Genomic DNA, 17,973 nt, shown 5'->3' on the forward strand with positions numbered 1-17,973 from the left:
CGCAGCCTCCCTACGGCAGCGGCTGGTCTAGATGAAGAGCACCGCCGAAAGCAAACGAGAAGGGCGCCATCTGACATGACAGAACCACGGGCAATGCGGCCGCGCCGCTCCGAACTGGCCACGCCTGCCAGCAACGACTGGATGTTCGCGAAATCGGCGGCTTCGGGCGCCGACCTCGTGTTCCTCGACCTGGAGGACGCTTGTGCACCCGCCGAGCGGGAGAAGGCACGGGGCAAAGCCGCTGTCGCGTTACGCGACCTCGATTGGGGACATACGGCCCGCGCGATCAGAATGAACGGGATCGACACGAGGTGGGCGTACGACGACGTCATCGAGGTCGTCACCATTGCTCGCGACTCGCTCGACGTGATCATCGTGCCCAAGGTCCGCCGTGCGCGGGACGTGTGGTGGGTCGACACCCTGCTCACCCAACTCGAGGAGACCATTGGCCTGGAGAAGAGGATCGCGCTCGAGGTACTGATCGAAGAGACCGAGGGCCTGCAGAATGTCGATGAGATCGCTCACGCCAGCGACCGGCTGGAAGCGATCATCTTTGGCGCGGGCGACTTCTCGGCATCGCAGGGCGCGCGCGTCGATACGAACTTCGACCCGGTGGTCGACTTCCCCGGCGACATGTGGCACTACGCCCGGTCCCGGGTCATTGTCGCTGCACGCAGCGCGGGAATCGATGCCATCGATGCGCCGTTCCCGAACTACAAGAATCCCGATGCCTACCGCACGGCGTGCGACCGGGCGGGGGCTATGGGGTACACGGGAAAGTGGGCCATCCACCCCAGCCAGGTAGAGATCGCCAACGACGCCTTCGCTCCCACGCCGGAGGAGATCGCGCACGCCGAGCGGGTGGTTGCCGCCTACCGCGACGCCGAGAGTCTGGGCAAGGGAGCTTCTGCGCTCGACGGAATGCTCGTCGATGCCGCCCACCTGCGCCACGCCGCCACCATTGCCCACAGGGCCGAACTGCTCGGTCTCGCCGGGCAGAACAGGAGAAACCTATGACCCGCCAGATGACCCTCGTCGGCTTCATGCAGGCCGGCAACGTGACCGTGTACTCGGGCTCGTGGCGCTACCCCTCGGCCCAACACTCCTTCCTGACGATGGAGTACTACCAGCACATCGCTCGCACCTTGGAAGAGGGCAAGTTCGACTTGGTCTTCTTCGACGATCGCCTCGCCATGCCCGGTGTGTACGGCGATTCGGTTGCCGGTGCCGTCCGCCACGGCGCGCGTCCGATCAAGCTCGACCTCACTGCGGTCCTTGGTGGGATCATCGGCGCCACGAGCCGAATCGGCGTCGGTGCGACGTACTCCACTACCTATTACGAACCGTTCCACGTCGCTCGCACGTTCGCCACGCTGGATCACCTGTCGGGCGGCCGCGCGGCGTGGAACATCGTCACGTCGGTGAACGACTCGGAGGCGCAGAACTTCAGCTTGGAGAACCACCTCGATCACGACGAGCGGTACGACAGAGCTCAAGAGTTTCTCGAGGCGGTCGTCGCATTGTGGAACTCGTGGGAACCCGACGCGATGGTGCTGGATCGGGAGAGCGGCGAATTCGCCGATCCGGACAAGGTCCACGAGATCAACCACGAGGGCAAGTGGTTCAAGGTGCGCGGTCCGCTCACCGTGCCGCGCACCCCACAAGGCCGCCCCGCGCTGCTACAGGCCGGCTCGTCCGGTCGTGGCAGGGAGTTCGCCTCCGAATGGGCCGACATGATCTTCACCGCTGACCCCGGTCTGCCCGTAGCGCAGCAGCACTACCGGGAGCAAAAGGAGCAGATTGCCGCATCAGGCCGCAATCCCGATGACGTCAAGTTGCTACCCATGGCCTACGCCGTGGTCGGCGAAACACAGATGATCGCAGAGGAGAAGGAACGGCTGTTCCTCGACGCCTACGTGCACCCGATCGCCTCGCTCGCCCTGCTCTCCGAGGCCCTGAACTACGACTTCTCCCAGCACGACCTCGACGATGTGGTGACCGACGAGATGATGGCGGCCAGCGGAGGAATCCGCGGGTTGGCTCAGGGCGTCCGGCGCCACCTCGACCGTGACGTCACCGTCCGCGACCTGGCGGCGCACCGTGCAACATTGCTGCAGGGCCCCCGATTCGTAGGTACCCCCGAACGTGTCGCGGACCAGATGCAGGAGTGGTTCGAGAGCGGTGGTTGTGACGGGTTCGTCCTCGCCGCCACCCACCTGCCGGGCGCATTCGAGGAGTTCGTGCGGATGGTCGTCCCGATCCTGCAGGAACGTGGCATCTTCCGCCGCGACTATGAGGGCCCGACGCTTCGCGATCATCTTGGAATCTCGACGCCTCCTCATCCATCCACCGGATCCTGACCCATGGCGGTATCCGGCAGGACCTTCACACTGTCGGGTTACCGATCCTTGTTGCAGTGTTCGCGCTCGGCACGGTGAGGCGCGCGGGCGGGTCGCGCTGATCCCGTTGCGGGGACCGGGGCAAGAATTGGACGCAACGAACGCAAAGAGGAGTGATACTGAACGCCAGCCTATTGCGCGAGGTGATGGCAACCAGGTACTGGTGTCGTCGTGGCGACGGCAAGGACCGGTGTCACATCCGCACCGCCGGTCCCTCCTCGCGGAAATGCTCAGGACACTCGCCGATCCATTTACGTACACCGCCGCCACGGTATATTGGCAGCATCACATCCAATCGATTGGATTCAGAATGGAGGGACGATGGCGGCATCAATGCACCTCGATGCACGATCACTCGTCTCACGGATCGCGGATTCTCTGCGTGAGCAAATCATCACCGGCAAGTTGGAACCCGGTATGCGGATTCGTCAGGACGAATATGCCGAAGCCTTTGGGGTAAGTCGCACCCCACTGCGAGAAGCCTTCCGACTGCTCGAGTCCGAAGGGTGGATCGACATGCGCCCGCGGTCCGGGGTGGAGGTAAGCAGGTTCTCGTCGGCCGAAGTCCAGGAGATCTCCGCCATGCGTCTCCTGCTCGAACCGCTCGCCATCCGCGTGGCGACGGTCAGCCATACGGACGCGGATGAGCGATCAATTCAGGACATTGCTCGACGTCTGATCGTGGAACAGCCCTCCGACGGAGTGGCCAGATTCGACGCCATCGCCGAAGCGAATCGCAAATTCCACTACGCTCTTTACGGATTCAACGATGAAGTGGTACTCGACCCTATCCAGAGCGGGCTTCGTGGATACTGGGAGCGCTATTCGAGGTACCGACGCGTGTATTGGAACGTCGACGACCATCTCATGCATTCGAATGAGGGTCATCAGCGAATTCTCGACGCGTGGTTAGCGCGCGACGCGGACCGGGCAGAGGGAGAGCTGGCGCGGCATATCTTGGGCGCGGTGCGATCCCTCGTGTACGAACTGGACGAGCACCGTGCGTCGTCGTTCTCTCTCACTCTCCATGAACTTGCGAAGCGCTACGACTTCGATCTGTCCTGATCCGGCGGCGCGAATCGTATGCGACCTGCTCGAGCATGGGCTGAGGGTGATTCGCGCCGGCGGGGCGGCCCGGTCGACCTGCGTCGGTCAACGCCGAGCCACGGCCGTCGCACATCACGAAATAGGGGCCCAGCAGGTGCGATGGGCCAGGTTCGAGGCTGGTCCGACGCGCTCGGCGGCCAGCCCCCCTTGACGTGGAGTAGAAGAAGGTATAGCGGCACACCCGCAAGTTTCTGATATATCATGACGGCATGAGTTGTGCGAATGTCCGCCCCTTCGGTATCTCGACGGGGGCGGCGGGAGATGCTGCGTTCGGCCTGCTCGGGACGCTGTGGATTCGATGATGCAAACGTCCGATAAAAGTTCTCGCGGCCGCGGCGGCACTAGGCGAAATCCGAAGCTTGGCGCGACGGTCCGGGACCGTATCGCGGAAGTTTTGCGTGACGAGATCATTAGCGGAAAGCTATCCAAGGGAATGCGGATCGATCTGGATGAGACCGCTGCTGAACTGGGAACCAGCCGCACTCCGGTTCGCGAGGCCTGCTTGGTGCTTGTACACGAAGGCCTGGTGGAGGTAGCGCCAAGGACTGGCGTATCAGTAGTCGGCCTGACCCCGCGCGATGTCGAAGATAACTTCGCCCTCATGGCGGTCCTGTCCGGTACAGCTGCAGCATGGGCTGCGGAACGCGGAACACCCGACCAGCACAAGGAAATCCGTCTCCTGTCGGACGAGGTTCGGGCTGCAGCGGATGCGGGCGGGGATATACGGACAGCGAATTTCTTGTTTCATCGAGCAATCAATCGGGCGAGTAATTCAGCGAGATTGCTGATTCTGCTTCGGCAGACTGGACGCCTCATCCCCACGTCATACTTCGACATGATCCCCGAACAGGCGAGCTGCGCGTTGCGCGAGCACGACGATATCGTCGCGGCTGTCACCGCCCGCGATCCAGAGAAAGCACGCCGCTTGTCAGAAGAACATCTCGTTCGAGCGGGACGAGCCTTCGTTTTGCGTATGTTCGGCGAAAGGGAGTCATCGGTCGTCGAGAAGTCCGGGTGATTGTCTCAGCGGCCCTAGTGGGACCTGTCGGACCCTCAGCCGACTGGGCCGCCGACTCGGCGGGGGTGCGGGTATGCGCTCGCTAGAACGAGTATCTCGTTTTCGACACAGTTCGATTCAGGGATGACCTGCCACAATCGCTCGATGAACCGGTGCAGTGTCATTCCGAAGTGCACGAGGAGTTCCTCCTCGGTAGCGCCCCCGAATGGTGCCCACTTGCTGGCGAACTCGATGAGGCGCTCCGCCTCGGCGTCTGGATGGTTGTGTTTGCGGTTGGCTCCGATCGAAGCGGCGCGACGCCTTTGGCGCCACTTGCGGTACTCGCGAGAGTTCATGGGAATTCACATCCAATTAGTCGGGACAGCCGAAGCCTTGGAAGTTTGGGGACCCTCGCTGCACGAGGGAAATACCTAGAGTGCCAGTCACTCTCGACCGGAAACTGCTGATGCCACGCCGCACCAGCTCCGTGAGACCGCCGGGTACATCATCGAAAGAACTGCACAATCAGCACTCGATGTCGCGGAGAAGATATGCGAGCACAATGTTTTCGAACTCGGCTTTGCGCTCGATCATCGCCCAATGGCCGCAGTTGTGGAAGACGTGCAGCTCGCAGTTCGGGATCAGGCGCATCGGCATGAGGGAACTGTCGAGTGGGGTGACTCGGTCGTCACGCCCGAAGGTGATCAGAGTGGGCGCCTCGATCTTGGTGAGGGTCTCGACCTGGTTTACAGCGGCTGCTCCGTTCCGCCCACGCATTCCGGCGAGAGTTGCCGAATTGAACAGCTTTCTGACGTCGCTCAGCGCTGTGGGATCCGATGCTGCCTTCCACCGGCTTTCGACGAACTCGTCGGTCAAGATGGCGGTGTCGTACACCATGGATTCCATCCATGCCACGAGGCGTTCGCGCGTGGGGTCCTCGACGAACTGAACCAGGAGCTTGATTCCCTCGGACGGTGCCGGGCTGTACACCGGGGTTCCGACGCCGCCGATCGTGACCAGCCGCTTCACACGTTCGGGATGGCCGGCAGCGAGTCGTGCTGCAATGCTGCCACCCATGGAGTTGCCGACCACCGGAACCGCGCCGAGCTCCATACCTTCGAGGAAGTCGAGTACCGCCGGGAGGGCCGCCAGCATCGGGTTGTCGTCACACGAGTAGCTCTTGCCGAATCCCGGAAAGTCGAGAATCAGAGTGCGGAAATGTTTCGCGAAGATCGGCAGGTTGCCCTGGTAGTTGCTCCACCCACTGACACCGGGACCGGAGCCGTGCAGAAGAAGCAGAGGGGGGCCGTCTCCCGCCTCGTGATAGTGGAGCACGCCCTTCTTCGTCTCGAGGGTGCCGCTGGTGTTGTCGTGAGTGATTTCCTGCAATGTCGCGGTCACTGATTCTCCCCCTTGGCTGCGACCCAGCCGTAGTTGTGCCAGTAGGTCTCGAGTTCCGTCACCGGCGTCGGCCACGTCTCGATGTATGTTGCGCCTTCGCTTCCCGCGGTCATCGTGTACGCCGTCCCGGCACGGCTCACGAAGATATCGCCGGGACGCACCGTGACCGTTTCGGGTTCCTCGTTGTCGTAGTGCTCGATGTTGTACTCACCCGCAAGCATGAACAGCATCTCGTCCATGTTGTGATGGTGGCGCGGAACCGTGAATCCCGGAGTCACCCGCAGCGGATTGCGATTGAAACGAGGCCTGTCGATCGGCTTGCTGGTGACAAACATGTTCCCCTCGAAGGTCGCGCCGAAGTCGACCGGTGCGTCCTTGAGGAGCCCGCCTTCGTTCCAGAAGTAGCTGGGGCTGGCCTGTTGATCGAGACCCATTGGTACCCAATCGAAACCGTCGACAAGGTTTCCGAATACGAGTGTCATTGCTTCATCGTAGTTGCGGGTCGATCGACCCGTCTCGCGTCGATTCCGCTCGATGGAATGGCCGAGTGGGCGCTGATCGGGTGAGGTTGGGTTCAATGCGGTGCTGGGATGAGATAGGGGTTGAACGCCGAGGTCACCAGCCTGGGTGTTCCCGGAGATGTCGCCTCATTCGGAACTGGGCGAGCCCTTCGTCGCCGGCAACCATGGCGTCGACGATCGCATCGAGCTCAGCTTGGTCGGCCGGTCCCTGATCTGTCGAGCGGCAGGGATCGCTTGGTCGACGCCCGCTGCCGTACTCGTCCCAGAGAGTGGCCAGAACGGAGCGGAACAGTATCAACACCGGGTCACCGCTCAGTGTTGCGACTCGATCCCGGAGGCAGGCACTGCAACGGCCGGCCTTCGAATCGCCTCGCTGTTGATCCTCCCGGAGTTCCGCTTTTCCAAGCATCCCGGACCTCATCGCGGCTGTGAGGCAGCCTAATTCGACTTCGTCGCGCACTGTGCGCAGGTGCTCGACCGTCACTCCGCGGAAGTCCAGGTACAGGGCAATCGTCCGGATGCTGGATGTCGGATCGGGCTCGAGAACGACCAGCCCTCCCCCTGGTCCTTGGCGCATACGAGCCACGCTGTAGTGCTCGAGAATTCGAATCGATTCGCGGAATACCGAGCGGCTCACCCCGTATCGTGAAACGAAATCGGCTTCCGACCCCAGGACTTCGCCGACGTACCTGCCTTCTCTGACGATGTCGTCACGAATGCGACCGGCCACGGACCCAGCCAACTTCCTCTCCCGTGGCCATTCGTCGGGAGCCAGGTCCATCGGCCCGATCGCCGTACTCTCTCCGGGCTGGGGGTGGACGAGGCCACTCAACCATGTGGCAGCTCTGTCGAGGTGGGCAACCAGGTCGCTTTGTGCTCGACTGCTGGCGCCCGCCACTATCGATTCGGCAATCGCCAGATGTTGCCTGGCGGCCGCGCAACCCTCTTCCTCGGTGTTTCCGGCGATCCCCCGTGCGCGATGGGTGTATGCCGCCGTCAAGCTGACCAGGATATCTATGTACAGCTCGAGTACCGGGTTCCCGGAGAGACGACCCAACGCTATGTGGAAGTCCTCCGGGAGACGGCCGTCCTCACCGGATGCGCTCGACCTGAGCTCTTGCACTCCGCGCTCGGTCAACGATTCCGAGACGGCCGCGATCGCCATTCGTTCGAAGACGAAACGGGCATGCACAACCTGTTCCACAGTCGCCCCGGCGTACTCGAGATAGATGACAACTCCGCGAATGGCCGGAGTCGGATCAGGGGTACCGACGACAAGCCCGCCGCCCGGTCCTTGCCGCATTTGCACCACCCGAGAATGCTCGAGTACCCGGATCGCTTCACGCAGGATCGACCGGGACACCCCGAATTGCTCACGCAGCGCAGTTTCCGAGCCGAGAACTTCGCCGATCGGCCACTGTCGTTCGGTGATCTCGTCTACGATCCGTCGAGCAACTTGGACGGCGAGCTTTTCGGGTGCAACTGCTGCCGGCTCTTTTCCCTCCGGAAGTCGCATCTACCAGGAACTCCTATCCCCTCGATCCGAGCATGGACGCTCGCGATGTGATGCACAAGCCCATACCCAGGCACGTAGCCTACGTCATCGCTGGAAGTGCGTGTCTCGCGCTCAGAACGTCATCGGCCCCCGACAACACAGTTGCGGGGGCCGACAGCGGTCATTGCGGAGGCGGTGAGAATCGATGGCCCCACAGTGCGCCCTCGGTGATCGCATAGGTCGGTTCCTCTTCGGTGACCTGCAATCCGTCCCATCCGAACTCGAAGGCGTAGTTGTCCGGCGAGTAGACGTAGAACGACACCATCTGATCATTGGTGTGCTTGCCGAGGGTGTTCATCATCGGCAGGTTCATGTCGTATGCGCGGTCGAGAGCCAGGCCGACGTCGTCGAGGGTCTCTGCCTCGACCATGATGTGGACGACCTTGCCCGCGGTGCCCGGCCTCGGCGTGATACCGAAGCTGTGGTGCCTCGGGTTGCATCCCATGAAGTAGACCGGTCCAGCGGTGTTCCGCTCGACGAATCCAAGGATTCGGTTGTAGAAGTCGAACGTCTTCTCGACGTCCTCAGCCGTCACGATCACGTGACCGAGCCCCATGTTTCCGGTGACGAACTTCGACACCAGCGGAGTGTTCACCGGCACATGATCGAGCACCGGCCCGTAGAACAGCTCGACCTGGTTGCCGCCGGGATCCGCGAATCGGGCGAAACCGGTCACTCGGCGTTCCGCGCATTCCTCCTTCGACCCGGAGGACACCTCGATACCCTCCGCACTGATCGCGCGGACCAGCTCGTCCAGCTCTCGCCGGTTCATCACCTCGAACCCGATCGCCGTGCAGGACGACTCTTCGGCGGGGGTTACCACCAGTCGGGCGGGATAGTGATCCATGCGGAAGTACAAGGAACTCGGGTCGGCGCCGTCGACGCGCATGAAGCCGACGAAGTCCTCTCCAAACCGTTTCCATGCGTCGATATCAGACGAGTTCAGTCTGATGTAGCCCAGGGAACGAACCCCCATGCTCAACTCCAATCGGGTGGCGGTGCACGATGTACGCAGTTACGCAGTTGCGTATGCGAAATTCATTTCAGTCGTTAAAGATGAACCTGTCGGCGACCCGGTGGTGGTTCCAGATCGTCATTTCCTGCTCTTCGCTCAGCCGGTGGCCGTCGAAACTGGGGGAGTGCATACCGACGGTGACGTCCTTCATGTTCGCGAAGTCCTGGGAGAAGACCTGCCCCAGGTCGGCGTCGCGGTAGTCGTCGAAGTACTGCGGTTCGAACTCGCGCTTCTTGTCATAGTCGGCCACCGGAATCTGGTCGAGACTGAAGATCTCGAACAGGCACTTGTTGGGATCGTCATCGATCGGCCGCGCCCGGTACCAGAACGCCGAGCCCTGCCCCGGAAGGATGATGCTGTTCGGGAACACGTTCCAGGAGCTGCCTGCCTCGGACCACTGATCGGGGGTGATCACCGGCCAGTCGTAGCCTTCCTCGATCGACAGCTCCCGGTAGAGCTGGAGGAAGTACTTGCCCGCAGTCATCCCTTCGGGCAGCTGGGCCGTCTTCAGCGTTTCCGCGACACGCCAGCTGCGTTCGTTCTCGAGACCGCGCATATCCTCATGGAGGTACTGGATCGAGGCTGCGATGCTCAGGCGCTCGTCGGATTTGCCGTCGCCGGTCTTCTTCGACGGATCCTTACCGTCGTTCCTCGACGACGACGCCTTGGGGCCGAGTGCCGAGTAGTGGGCATGTCGCTCGTACACGGTCGTCGGGGCCCACGACCGATTGTCGAGTTCCTTCAGCGAGGCGAGCTTGTCATCGGACTTGTCGAGGCGGAAGAGCTGGGGGTGGGTTCCCGCCACGTGGTAGGCCTCGAGGAACGCGTCCATCGCCGTCTTCCAGTTGCACGGTGCGATGATGCCCTTGCCCCACCGGTACCGGAAATTCTCGAGCTGGAACGGCGCGAAGATCCTCGCCACGGGGTCGAGGTACTCGAGCAGAGGCATGGCCTCGGGATCGAGGTTGATGAAGACGAAGCCCGCCCACTGCTCGGCCCGAACGCGGACCAGGCCGAGGTCGTCATCGGAGCGGGGAACGAACTCCTCACGGTCGAGCACCAGTCGGATGGAGCCGTCCAGGTTCCAGCGCCAGCCGTGGAACGGACAGATCAGCGAGCCGACTCGTCCGCGACCCCGGGCCAGGCGGGTTCCCCGGTGGCGGCATGCGTTGTGGTACGCCCGGATCTCGGTCTTCGACTCACGCACGAGCAGGACCGAGAACTTGCCGATCTCGTATTCGACGAAGCACCCGACGTCCCGCAGCTCTTCGACGCGGCAGGCGATCTGCCATGTGTGGGTGAACATCTTGTCGAGTTCGAGCTTCAGGAACTCCTCGTCCAGGTAGCGAGCTTTCGGAATGAAAGCCCGGTCCAGGCGGTACTTCTCGGGCACCTTCTCCGGCGGAACGTCACCTTCGAACCAGATGGGCCGATTCATCCGAAGCTCATCTACGACTGTCATCGCAACCACACTTCCTGTAACTGGCGTTCAATCGTGCGTATGTGCACGTGGGCAACTTGGCTAGGCGTTCGGGCCGGCGATCTCGACACCGTCGGCGATCCGGGCGACGTGGATGCAGTTCCCCGGGCATCCGTCGGCAGCATCGATGACGTCGAGGCGAAGGCTGTCCGGCACGTTTGCGGATGCCCCCTCTTCGGTCAGTAGTGGGCCTGCTGGTTCGCTCTTGACATGGGCGACCCCGGCGTCGTCGAACTCGAAGACGTCGGGGGCGTACTGGACGCACAGACCATCTCCGGTGCACAGGTTGTGTTCGATCCACACCCGGACTTCGTCACTCATGTGATATGCCTTCCTCATCCACTAACTGCTTTGGGGCCTCGTGATCGGCCGGTGCCTCGACAGCGAAACGCGACCGGTGCGGCCGGCGGTGTCCGAGCGCTGTCGGCGATGCACGGACCACCGCCTGAACCACATCTGGTCTGCACAACCGGGCGAGTCGCCTGGCCGCCAGCCGTCGAACGTTGCCTCTATCAGGCTTGAAAATCACTCTCCAGCAGTGGTTTCGTATTGTCCATTTGTCATTCCATCAAATGGAATAGGCGCTGCGGGTACTTCGTGACGGCGTCTTAAGCTGTGTCGGGCACCGAGCGATTCGCATGTCGGTGTCGGGTTGCCGAACCGAGTCTCGGTAGTGGACTGCCACTGGATCGTTCCCACACCGAGGCTGTCGGGCGCATCCCACGCCGATAGACCTCCCCGCGCACTACCGCTCGACGTCCCCCGTCAGAAAGCGATCTACCGGTGATCCGGCTGACACGCACGTTCACCCCCTACCTCCCACGGAGGAACACCGATGTCACTACCCACACCGACGACTGGCAGAGATCCCGATTCCGCACAGGGCTGGACCGCCACGATGATCGTCGGAATCGTTCTCATGTCGGCAGTGCTCGAAGCGCTCTCGCTGGGCAACAGCATGGTCTCGATCGGTCTGCCCAGCATCCTGAAGGAGTTTCCGACATCGCAAGGCGGTTGGCTGATGACCGTCTACTTCCTCGTCGGTGCAGTTTGCGCGCCACTCCTCGGTAAGGCCGCAGACCTCTACGGCAAGCGGCGGGTGCTGCTGATCACCATGACGGTGGCCGGAGTGGGAGCCCTGATCTGCGCCGTGGCTCCGAGCTTCACGGTCCTGCTGATCGGGCGAATCCTCCAGGGCCCCATTCTCGCAACGCTGTCGTTGATCCCGTCCTTCATCCGCGATATCTACCCGCCCAAGCAGGCCGCGTTCGCAGCGAGTATCACCGTCACCGGAATGGGAGCATTCACGATCGCAGCACCCACGGTCATCGGATGGCTGTTGGAGAACCACGGCTTCCGCGGAATGTTCCTGTTCGACGCGGTATGGACCCTCGGCCTGTGCATCGGGATCTGGGCGATCCTGCCCGAATCGACGAATCGTCGTGAGGCAAAGCCGGACTTCTTCGGTGGCCTCATCCTGACCGGTGCCGTTGTTCCCGTGCTGCTCTACGTCAGCATGGGCCGAACCTGGGGTTGGCTAGAAGCCTCGCCGCTGCTGCTCATCGGCATCGTTCTCGGTGGGTTGTTCGTGTGGCGCACGCGCAACGTCGACGAGCCCATCATCAATCTCGCGCTCTTCCGGCGTAAGCCCCTGGTGTTCGTAGCGTTCGCCGGCGCGGTTGCCTACTCGGTGTCGGCCGCGACCTACCAGTTGGTCCCGCTACTCGCGATGACCTCGCGGGACAACGGCGTCACGTACGGTCTCGGATTGAACCCCCTGGAATTCTCCAGCATCGCCACTCCCAAACAACTGGCGACTGTCTTCGGTGGCGCTGTGATCGGCATACTCCTTGCGCGTGGACGAAACCCTCGCGCATTCCTGACCCTGGGCATCGCTGTCTTCGCGGCATCATTGGTGTCGTTCGCGCTGGCGCACGATACTTTCGCCACCGTGATGATCGGCAGCCTCCTCCTCGGACTTGCCGGTGGTGTATCCACCGCTGCGGTTCCGAACCTGGTGATGCGTGCGACGCCCGCCGGCGACCAGGGGTCGACGGCCGGCACAGTGCAGTTGTGCACCACGGGTGCATCGTCGATTCTCCCCGTCGTCATGTTCGCCGTCCTGGCTCCGTATATGGTGTCTGCACCGGAAGGTGGTGTGTTTTACCAAGATCGGGGCATCACCACGTGGCTGTGGATCTCGGCCGCGATCTGCATCGTTGCGCTTCTCGTCGGTTTCACGGTACTTCGCGAGCGGAGTGGAGAGGCCATCGAGGAGTTCTCGGTCAACACCGCGGAACCTGCCTCGGGCACTGCTGACGGAGTGTCGCCGCGTACTGGCGATCTGGAGCGCAACAAGCTCTGACTTTCCATATCCGGGCCTGCCGGCCGGTCAGGCCGGCAGACCCGGTCATCATTGCCATACCTCAGGAGGACGGCCCATGGCCGAGACCGTTACCACAGACATCCTCATCGTCGGCGCAGGTCCTGTCGGACTGTTCGGCGCGTACACGGCGGGCTTCCGCGGACTGTCCACAGTGCTCGTCGATGCCCTTCCCCAGTGCGGTGGACAGATCACCGCGCTGTACCCAGAGAAGGAGATCCGCGACATCGCTGCCGTCCCGGGGGCACTCGGGCGGGAGGTCGTCGCTGCGCTCAAGGCGCAGGCAGACGCGTTCGAACCGGTCTATCTCCTGGGTCGTGAAGCGGTCGCTCTCACCTACTCCCCGGACGGCCGACCGGTTGTCACGCTGTCCGACGGTACCGTCATCGATGCCGGAGCGGTGATCGTCACCGCGGGTATCGGGACCTTCACTCCGCGGACGCTCCCGGCCGGCGAGGAGTTTCTCGAGCGTGGCCTGAGCTACTTCGTGCCGGACCCGCAGGAACACGCCGGCCGTGACGTACTCGTCGTCGGAGGCGGGGACAGTGCAGTGGACTGGGCACTTGCACTGCGGAAGATCGCCCGCTCGGTGACGCTGGTCCATCGCCGCAGCGCGTTCCGGGCCCATGCGGCGAGCGTCCGGGAACTGAACGACAGTGGTGTCGAGATCATCACCGATGCGCAGGTGGAGTCGCTCCACGGGAACGGCACCGTGCAGCGGGCCCACGTTCGCATCGACGGTCAGAACGACCCTCGGGTTCTGCCCGTCGATGCGGTGGTCGCCGCGCTCGGCTTCATCAGCAATCTCGGACCGCTGACGGAATGGGGCATGGATCTGGATCGTCGCACAATCGTCGTCGACAGTCGTATGCAGACGACGGCGGCACGTGTCTATGCCGCCGGCGACATCACCTCCTACACCGGGAAGGTCCGGCTCATGTCGGTCGGGTTCGGTGAGGTGGCCACCGCAGTCAACAATGCGGCCGTTGCCTTGGATCCCGCACTCTCGCTCTTCCCCGGGCACTCGACAGACGCAGCCTGAGCCCGACTCGGGCGGGAACGATCGGAAACCGGAGGGCCCCCGAGGATTACAACCTCGGGGGCCCTCAGTTCTCGGGTAGGTCGGCGATCAGCCGTTCGAGTCAGCCATGTCCAGTGCGGCCAGGTAGGAGAAGACCATGGACGATCCGACAGGACCGCCCGCGCCGGGGTAGATCCGCCCGGTCATCGGAGCCATGGTGTTACCCGACGCGTAGAGGCCGGTGATGACGGAGCCGTCCTCCCGCAGAACCCGGGAATTCTCGTCGGTCTTCAGCCCACCCTTCGTCCCGAGGTCCGACAACACGATCTGCGCGGCGTAGAACGGCGGCTTGCCGATCAAACCCAGGCACGGATTCGGTCCGTCGTCATGGCTGCCGCACGTATTGACGATGTTTCGGTCCCACGGTGCGTCGCCTCGACCGAATGCTTCGTCCTTCCCGCTCAGTGCGTACTCATTGAACTGCGCGACGCTCTTCGTCAACGTTTCGGCTGGGACACCGATCAGTTCCGCAAGTTCCTCGAGGGTGTCGGCCTTCTGGAGGACTCCGGCCGCCAAGAACTTGTCGATGTCGAACCAGTCCGTGGACTGCGGCGCCACCGGCGGTGAGGAGAATGCGCGCTCGTTGTCGAACTGGCGTTGATCGAACACCCAGTGGACCGGGATGTGCGACACATCCGAATTTCGCTGTGCACGAAGAATTTCGTGGCCGGCCCTGTCGTACGGGAGTCGTTCGTTCATGAAGCGCTCACCGGCGTCGTTGACCCAGATTCCACTCCACACAGAGGTGTAGAACACCGGACGTTCGTTGGGAACCACGAGCCCGGGAGCGAACCATGCTTCTTCGAGGAGATCTGTTGCGGCACCGATCTCCATTCCGGCGACGAGGGCATCGCCGGTGTTACCGGGCGCTCCCTGGGACCATTCGCCCGTCACCTCCGGTTGGTACTTCTGGCGGAACTCGCCGTTGCGCTCGTAGCCGCCGGCCGCGAGGATGACACCGCGCCGGGCGCGCAGCGTGATCGATTCTCCGTCGGAGGTTGCCTCGACGCCGACGACCCGACCATCTTCGACGACGAGCCGCTTCAACGGCGTGTTCGTCCGGATCGCCCCGTTTCCGGTTTCCGTGAACGCGAGAAGCAGGCGAGCGATCAGTGCCTGCCCACCGGTCATCACGTCCCCGGGGTGGGCGCCGGAGCGTTCGGCCCACTGCGGCCGACGCACCAACGGCTCGAGATCTCCCAGGGCCGAACGGTCGAGGGGTTCCGGGAAGATCGTGCGGCCCCCGGCCAGGCTTCCCGGCGCCTTCTCGAAATAGTCGGGTACGCCCAGCCAGTAGAACTGTCCCAGCCACGAATTGCTCTCGAGTTCGTCGATCATGGGTGCACCGGCCCGCAGGAAAGCTTCCCGCAGAGCTGACGGTGCGTCCTCACCGACGATGGCATCGAGATAGGGGCGCGCCTGGTCCGGTCCTGAATCCAGCCCGGCGCGACGCTCGGCAGCGTTGCCCGGCAGCCACAATCCCGATCCCGAGTAGGCGGTGGTGCCACCGATGAACTCGGTCTTCTCGATGACGAGTGTCCGGAGCCCACGTGAAGCTGCGGCAAGCGCACCAACCAATCCAGCACCCGAACCGACGACGATGACGTCGTAGACGTCGTCAGCCTCATTCTTCTGCAATTTCATTCCTTTCCTGCGTCGCGGGAAGCCCCGAGACCGACCTGACGATCAGTTGACAGAGTTGGAAGCCATTTCCAGTTTCGCGAACATGTTCGCGCTCGCCTCGTCGAGTTCCATTACCTCGATGAAGTGTCCGAGTTCCGCAGTCAGGTCGAGGTATCCGAACCGGATACCACCACTGACTCCGTACTGCGCCCACGTTCGACCACTTCTCGCCACCATTGCGGATGCCTCGTCGAAGTCGTCGACACGAAACCCTGCATGGTGGAAGGTCGCCGGAGTGTCGGCGCGGAGCTTGCCTCGGTAGAGGTCCACCGCACCGCCCACCGGCCGGATGATCTCGATGTTGGTCGCGCCGGCATTGACCAGAGCAACATCGATCACCCATTCTTCGGCGACTGCACCGTCGACGACGACGAACGATCCCTCGAGTGCGCGCGGATCCGTGGCCGGAGGACTACCATGTGCCGCCCCGTCGAGTGTCCGCCCCAATGACGATCGATAGCTCTTGACGCACTCGACGGTCCCCAGGCTTGTCTCCAGGAACGCTGCCGCAACATCGATATCCTCGGTCACGTATCCCAGCTGCATGCAGTTGCGCATCAGATCGCTCAACGACTTCACAATGAATCCTCGCCCTCGGCATTAATGTTCGCGATGGACTCGTCCGAGAGCGCGCTCGGAACGCCAAGTCCACACCGTGTCCACTGTCGTCCTGTCGGGTCACCCCGGTCCACCGCTCATGCCATCTGGCGGAATAGGATTCGAATCATCGATATTTTCGGATGGAGATCGGCATGCGTGGCGAGGTATCCGAGCTCCGAATGTTGACTGGTGTGCGTGATGGCTCCACCATGGGGGGGTGAACACCTTGAATGTCGCATCGAGCAGGACTCCGGATGCGGGAGTGGCTACTGTCCCCTCCGGCGTTGCGCTCTCCGACGCTGCCGAGCGGTCGTCGCGAGATGCGTACTCTCGATCGGATTCCGAGCGTATCGATCACATCTTGATCACCATGCGGCGAGCCCTCCGGCAGGTGGAAGCCATCGGCTCCGTCGATGTGGAGCTCCTGGAGCGGAACTCGACCGCCGGCCTGGTGATCGAACGCGTTCTCGCGAACTTGACGGACATGGCATTCGACATCAACTGCCACGTTTCCCGGGCGAGCTCAGGGCGTACGCCGCAGACCTTCTCCGAGTCGTGCGAAGGTGCCATCAGGTCCGGGCTGATCGACAGGGAGCTCGCTTCGGAGCTCATGCCTGCCGACGGACCCCATCACGTCGTGATGCAGTTGTGTCTCGACACCGAGCCCGAACAGGTCGAGGCGGTCGTCGCCAGGGCGCTGTCCGCCTTCCAGGAGTTCGAGCAGCGAGCCACCGAGTGGGCCGGCCGAGGTGACGTCGTCTGACGTCACGTCGGCTGGGTCGGGCACCTGCTGCGCGTGAAGGGCACGGCGGCTGGTGTGTGGTCGGGGGCCCGGCGCGGGTGTCAGTCGAGGATGTCTCGGACCTGCGTCGTTTCATTGCCGGCCAGCGTCATGGTCCGCGCCACCTTCATGTGCTTGTTCCAGTGGGCGAAGGCACCGTCTCCGTCGCGGTCGCGGAGTAGCTTGATCAGCCGTCGCAGGGAACGTACGAACAGCCTGTAGCGCTCGTGGGCGGCCTCGGCATCGACGATGGCGCGTTCACGGGCCACGTTGGTGGTGTGTCTCTCGAAGATTTCGTGGAGCATGCCGGCGATCAGGGCAAGCGTTGCGTTGCCGGACAGTTGAACCATCCGGAGGTGAAACCTTGCAGCGGCGGGGCCGAAGTCGCCCGCCGCAAAGGCGGCGGGGACCTCCTCGTCGAGCAGCCTCTCCAGTTCGTCGAAGTCGTCTTCGGTGCCGGATTCCGCCAGGATGCGAGCAGCGGCCGGTTCGATGGCCTCTCGGGCGACGAAGACGTCGGCAACGGTGGCGCCGGACAGTTCCAGTAGGAGCGACGCGGGCCGTGCGACCACCTCTGGACCGGGTACACACACGCGGGCGCCGGAGCGTGACCCGCGGCGGACCTCGACGAGGCGTTCGGCCTCGAGTACTCGAACCGCCTCACGCAGCGTCGGTCGGCTCACCGCGAAATGCTCCATCAATTCGGCCTCGTGCGGGAGGTGATCGCCGTCCTTCAGTTCGCCGTCGACGATCATTCGGCGGAGCTTGAGAGCAACCAACTCGGCAGTCTTCGGAGTGCGAATGGCACGCGTCGAGAGTGCGCGCTGCTCGAAGACTGGCGAAACGGTGGCGTCATCGGTCATGGGTGCGTACACCTTCGCTTTCAAGGGTGACTATGAGTACTCAGTAAAGCACCCAGTGTACCGGTCGTGCTGTATGCCGTGCTGACCTGCAAGGTTTCCTCGGACCT

At 62.9% G+C, this 17,973-nt stretch carries 17 protein-coding genes; 7 read left to right on the forward strand and 10 right to left on the reverse strand.

What is annotated here, in order from left to right; all coding sequences use genetic code 11:
- The first annotated feature begins 75 nt into the window (after positions 1-75).
- From AZG88_RS00845 to AZG88_RS00860, 4 genes are all read left to right on the forward strand, one after another.
- On the forward strand, positions 76-1,017 hold the full coding sequence (locus AZG88_RS00845; RefSeq protein WP_082764907.1) for an HpcH/HpaI aldolase/citrate lyase family protein: 942 nt from the start codon (positions 76-78) through the stop codon (positions 1,015-1,017).
- Positions 1,014-2,360 carry an LLM class flavin-dependent oxidoreductase gene (locus AZG88_RS00850; RefSeq protein ID WP_197436372.1) on the forward strand — a complete coding sequence of 449 codons (1,347 nt, stop codon included), beginning with the start codon at positions 1,014-1,016 and terminating at the stop codon, positions 2,358-2,360. Before AZG88_RS00845 ends, AZG88_RS00850 begins: the two co-directional genes overlap by 4 nt.
- 360 nt (positions 2,361-2,720) lie before the next feature.
- Complete coding sequence (locus AZG88_RS00855; protein WP_082764906.1) at positions 2,721-3,464, forward strand: GntR family transcriptional regulator; 744 nt, start codon at positions 2,721-2,723, stop codon at positions 3,462-3,464.
- A 343-nt stretch (positions 3,465-3,807) separates the two neighbouring features.
- Positions 3,808-4,524, forward strand: a complete 717-nt coding sequence (locus tag AZG88_RS00860) for a GntR family transcriptional regulator (RefSeq protein ID WP_082764917.1) — start codon at positions 3,808-3,810, stop codon at positions 4,522-4,524.
- Between the two features lie 35 nt (positions 4,525-4,559).
- Here AZG88_RS00860 and AZG88_RS00865 read toward each other — a convergent pair whose 3' ends face one another.
- From AZG88_RS00865 to AZG88_RS00900, 7 genes are all read right to left on the reverse strand, one after another.
- Positions 4,560-4,859, reverse strand: a complete 300-nt coding sequence (locus AZG88_RS00865) for a hypothetical protein (protein WP_061045585.1) — start codon at positions 4,857-4,859, stop codon at positions 4,560-4,562.
- Between the two features lie 169 nt (positions 4,860-5,028).
- The gene (locus AZG88_RS00870; protein WP_231913740.1) at positions 5,029-5,904 is read right to left on the reverse strand and encodes an alpha/beta fold hydrolase; all 876 of its coding nucleotides are present in this window, start codon (positions 5,902-5,904) and stop codon (positions 5,029-5,031) included.
- Positions 5,901-6,386 carry a cupin domain-containing protein gene (locus tag AZG88_RS00875; protein WP_061045584.1) on the reverse strand — a complete coding sequence of 162 codons (486 nt, stop codon included), beginning with the start codon at positions 6,384-6,386 and terminating at the stop codon, positions 5,901-5,903. Before AZG88_RS00875 ends, AZG88_RS00870 begins: the two co-directional genes overlap by 4 nt.
- Positions 6,387-6,519: 133 nt before the next feature.
- Complete coding sequence (locus AZG88_RS00880; protein ID WP_063819697.1) at positions 6,520-7,941, reverse strand: FadR/GntR family transcriptional regulator; 1,422 nt, start codon at positions 7,939-7,941, stop codon at positions 6,520-6,522.
- Positions 7,942-8,101: 160 nt separating this feature from the next.
- Positions 8,102-8,956: a VOC family protein gene (locus AZG88_RS00890; RefSeq protein ID WP_061045581.1), complete on the reverse strand. Its 855-nt coding sequence runs from the start codon at positions 8,954-8,956 to the stop codon at positions 8,102-8,104.
- Positions 8,957-9,023: 67 nt separating this feature from the next.
- The gene (locus AZG88_RS00895) at positions 9,024-10,457 is read right to left on the reverse strand and encodes an aromatic ring-hydroxylating oxygenase subunit alpha (protein WP_231913742.1); all 1,434 of its coding nucleotides are present in this window, start codon (positions 10,455-10,457) and stop codon (positions 9,024-9,026) included.
- Between the two features lie 60 nt (positions 10,458-10,517).
- The gene (locus AZG88_RS00900) at positions 10,518-10,796 is read right to left on the reverse strand and encodes a ferredoxin (RefSeq protein ID WP_061045579.1); all 279 of its coding nucleotides are present in this window, start codon (positions 10,794-10,796) and stop codon (positions 10,518-10,520) included.
- A 514-nt stretch (positions 10,797-11,310) separates the two neighbouring features.
- On the opposite strand from AZG88_RS00900, the gene AZG88_RS00905 reads away from it, so the two are divergent.
- Together AZG88_RS00905 and AZG88_RS00910 are read left to right on the forward strand one after the other, a co-directional pair.
- The gene (locus AZG88_RS00905) at positions 11,311-12,840 is read left to right on the forward strand and encodes an MFS transporter (RefSeq protein ID WP_061696793.1); all 1,530 of its coding nucleotides are present in this window, start codon (positions 11,311-11,313) and stop codon (positions 12,838-12,840) included.
- Between the two features lie 76 nt (positions 12,841-12,916).
- The gene (locus tag AZG88_RS00910; RefSeq protein WP_061045577.1) at positions 12,917-13,900 is read left to right on the forward strand and encodes an NAD(P)/FAD-dependent oxidoreductase; all 984 of its coding nucleotides are present in this window, start codon (positions 12,917-12,919) and stop codon (positions 13,898-13,900) included.
- An 87-nt stretch (positions 13,901-13,987) separates the two neighbouring features.
- Here the strand turns inward: AZG88_RS00910 and AZG88_RS00915 are convergent, their stop codons facing one another.
- Positions 13,988-15,577, reverse strand: a complete 1,590-nt coding sequence (locus AZG88_RS00915; protein ID WP_231913743.1) for an FAD-dependent oxidoreductase — start codon at positions 15,575-15,577, stop codon at positions 13,988-13,990.
- A gap of 48 nt (positions 15,578-15,625) precedes the next feature.
- Positions 15,626-16,201: a VOC family protein gene (locus tag AZG88_RS00920; protein ID WP_231913745.1), complete on the reverse strand. Its 576-nt coding sequence runs from the start codon at positions 16,199-16,201 to the stop codon at positions 15,626-15,628.
- A gap of 391 nt (positions 16,202-16,592) precedes the next feature.
- Here AZG88_RS00920 and AZG88_RS00925 point away from each other — a divergent pair, with 391 nt between their 5' ends.
- Positions 16,593-16,985 carry a HepT-like ribonuclease domain-containing protein gene (locus AZG88_RS00925; protein WP_063819702.1) on the forward strand — a complete coding sequence of 131 codons (393 nt, stop codon included), beginning with the start codon at positions 16,593-16,595 and terminating at the stop codon, positions 16,983-16,985.
- A gap of 80 nt (positions 16,986-17,065) precedes the next feature.
- Here the strand turns inward: AZG88_RS00925 and AZG88_RS00930 are convergent, their stop codons facing one another.
- Positions 17,066-17,866, reverse strand: a complete 801-nt coding sequence (locus AZG88_RS00930) for a FadR/GntR family transcriptional regulator (RefSeq protein ID WP_061045574.1) — start codon at positions 17,864-17,866, stop codon at positions 17,066-17,068.
- Positions 17,867-17,973: the final 107 nt, after the last annotated feature.

This window comes from Rhodococcus sp. LB1, assembly GCF_001583455.1.
Lineage (GTDB): Bacteria > Actinomycetota > Actinomycetes > Mycobacteriales > Mycobacteriaceae > Rhodococcus_F > Rhodococcus_F opacus.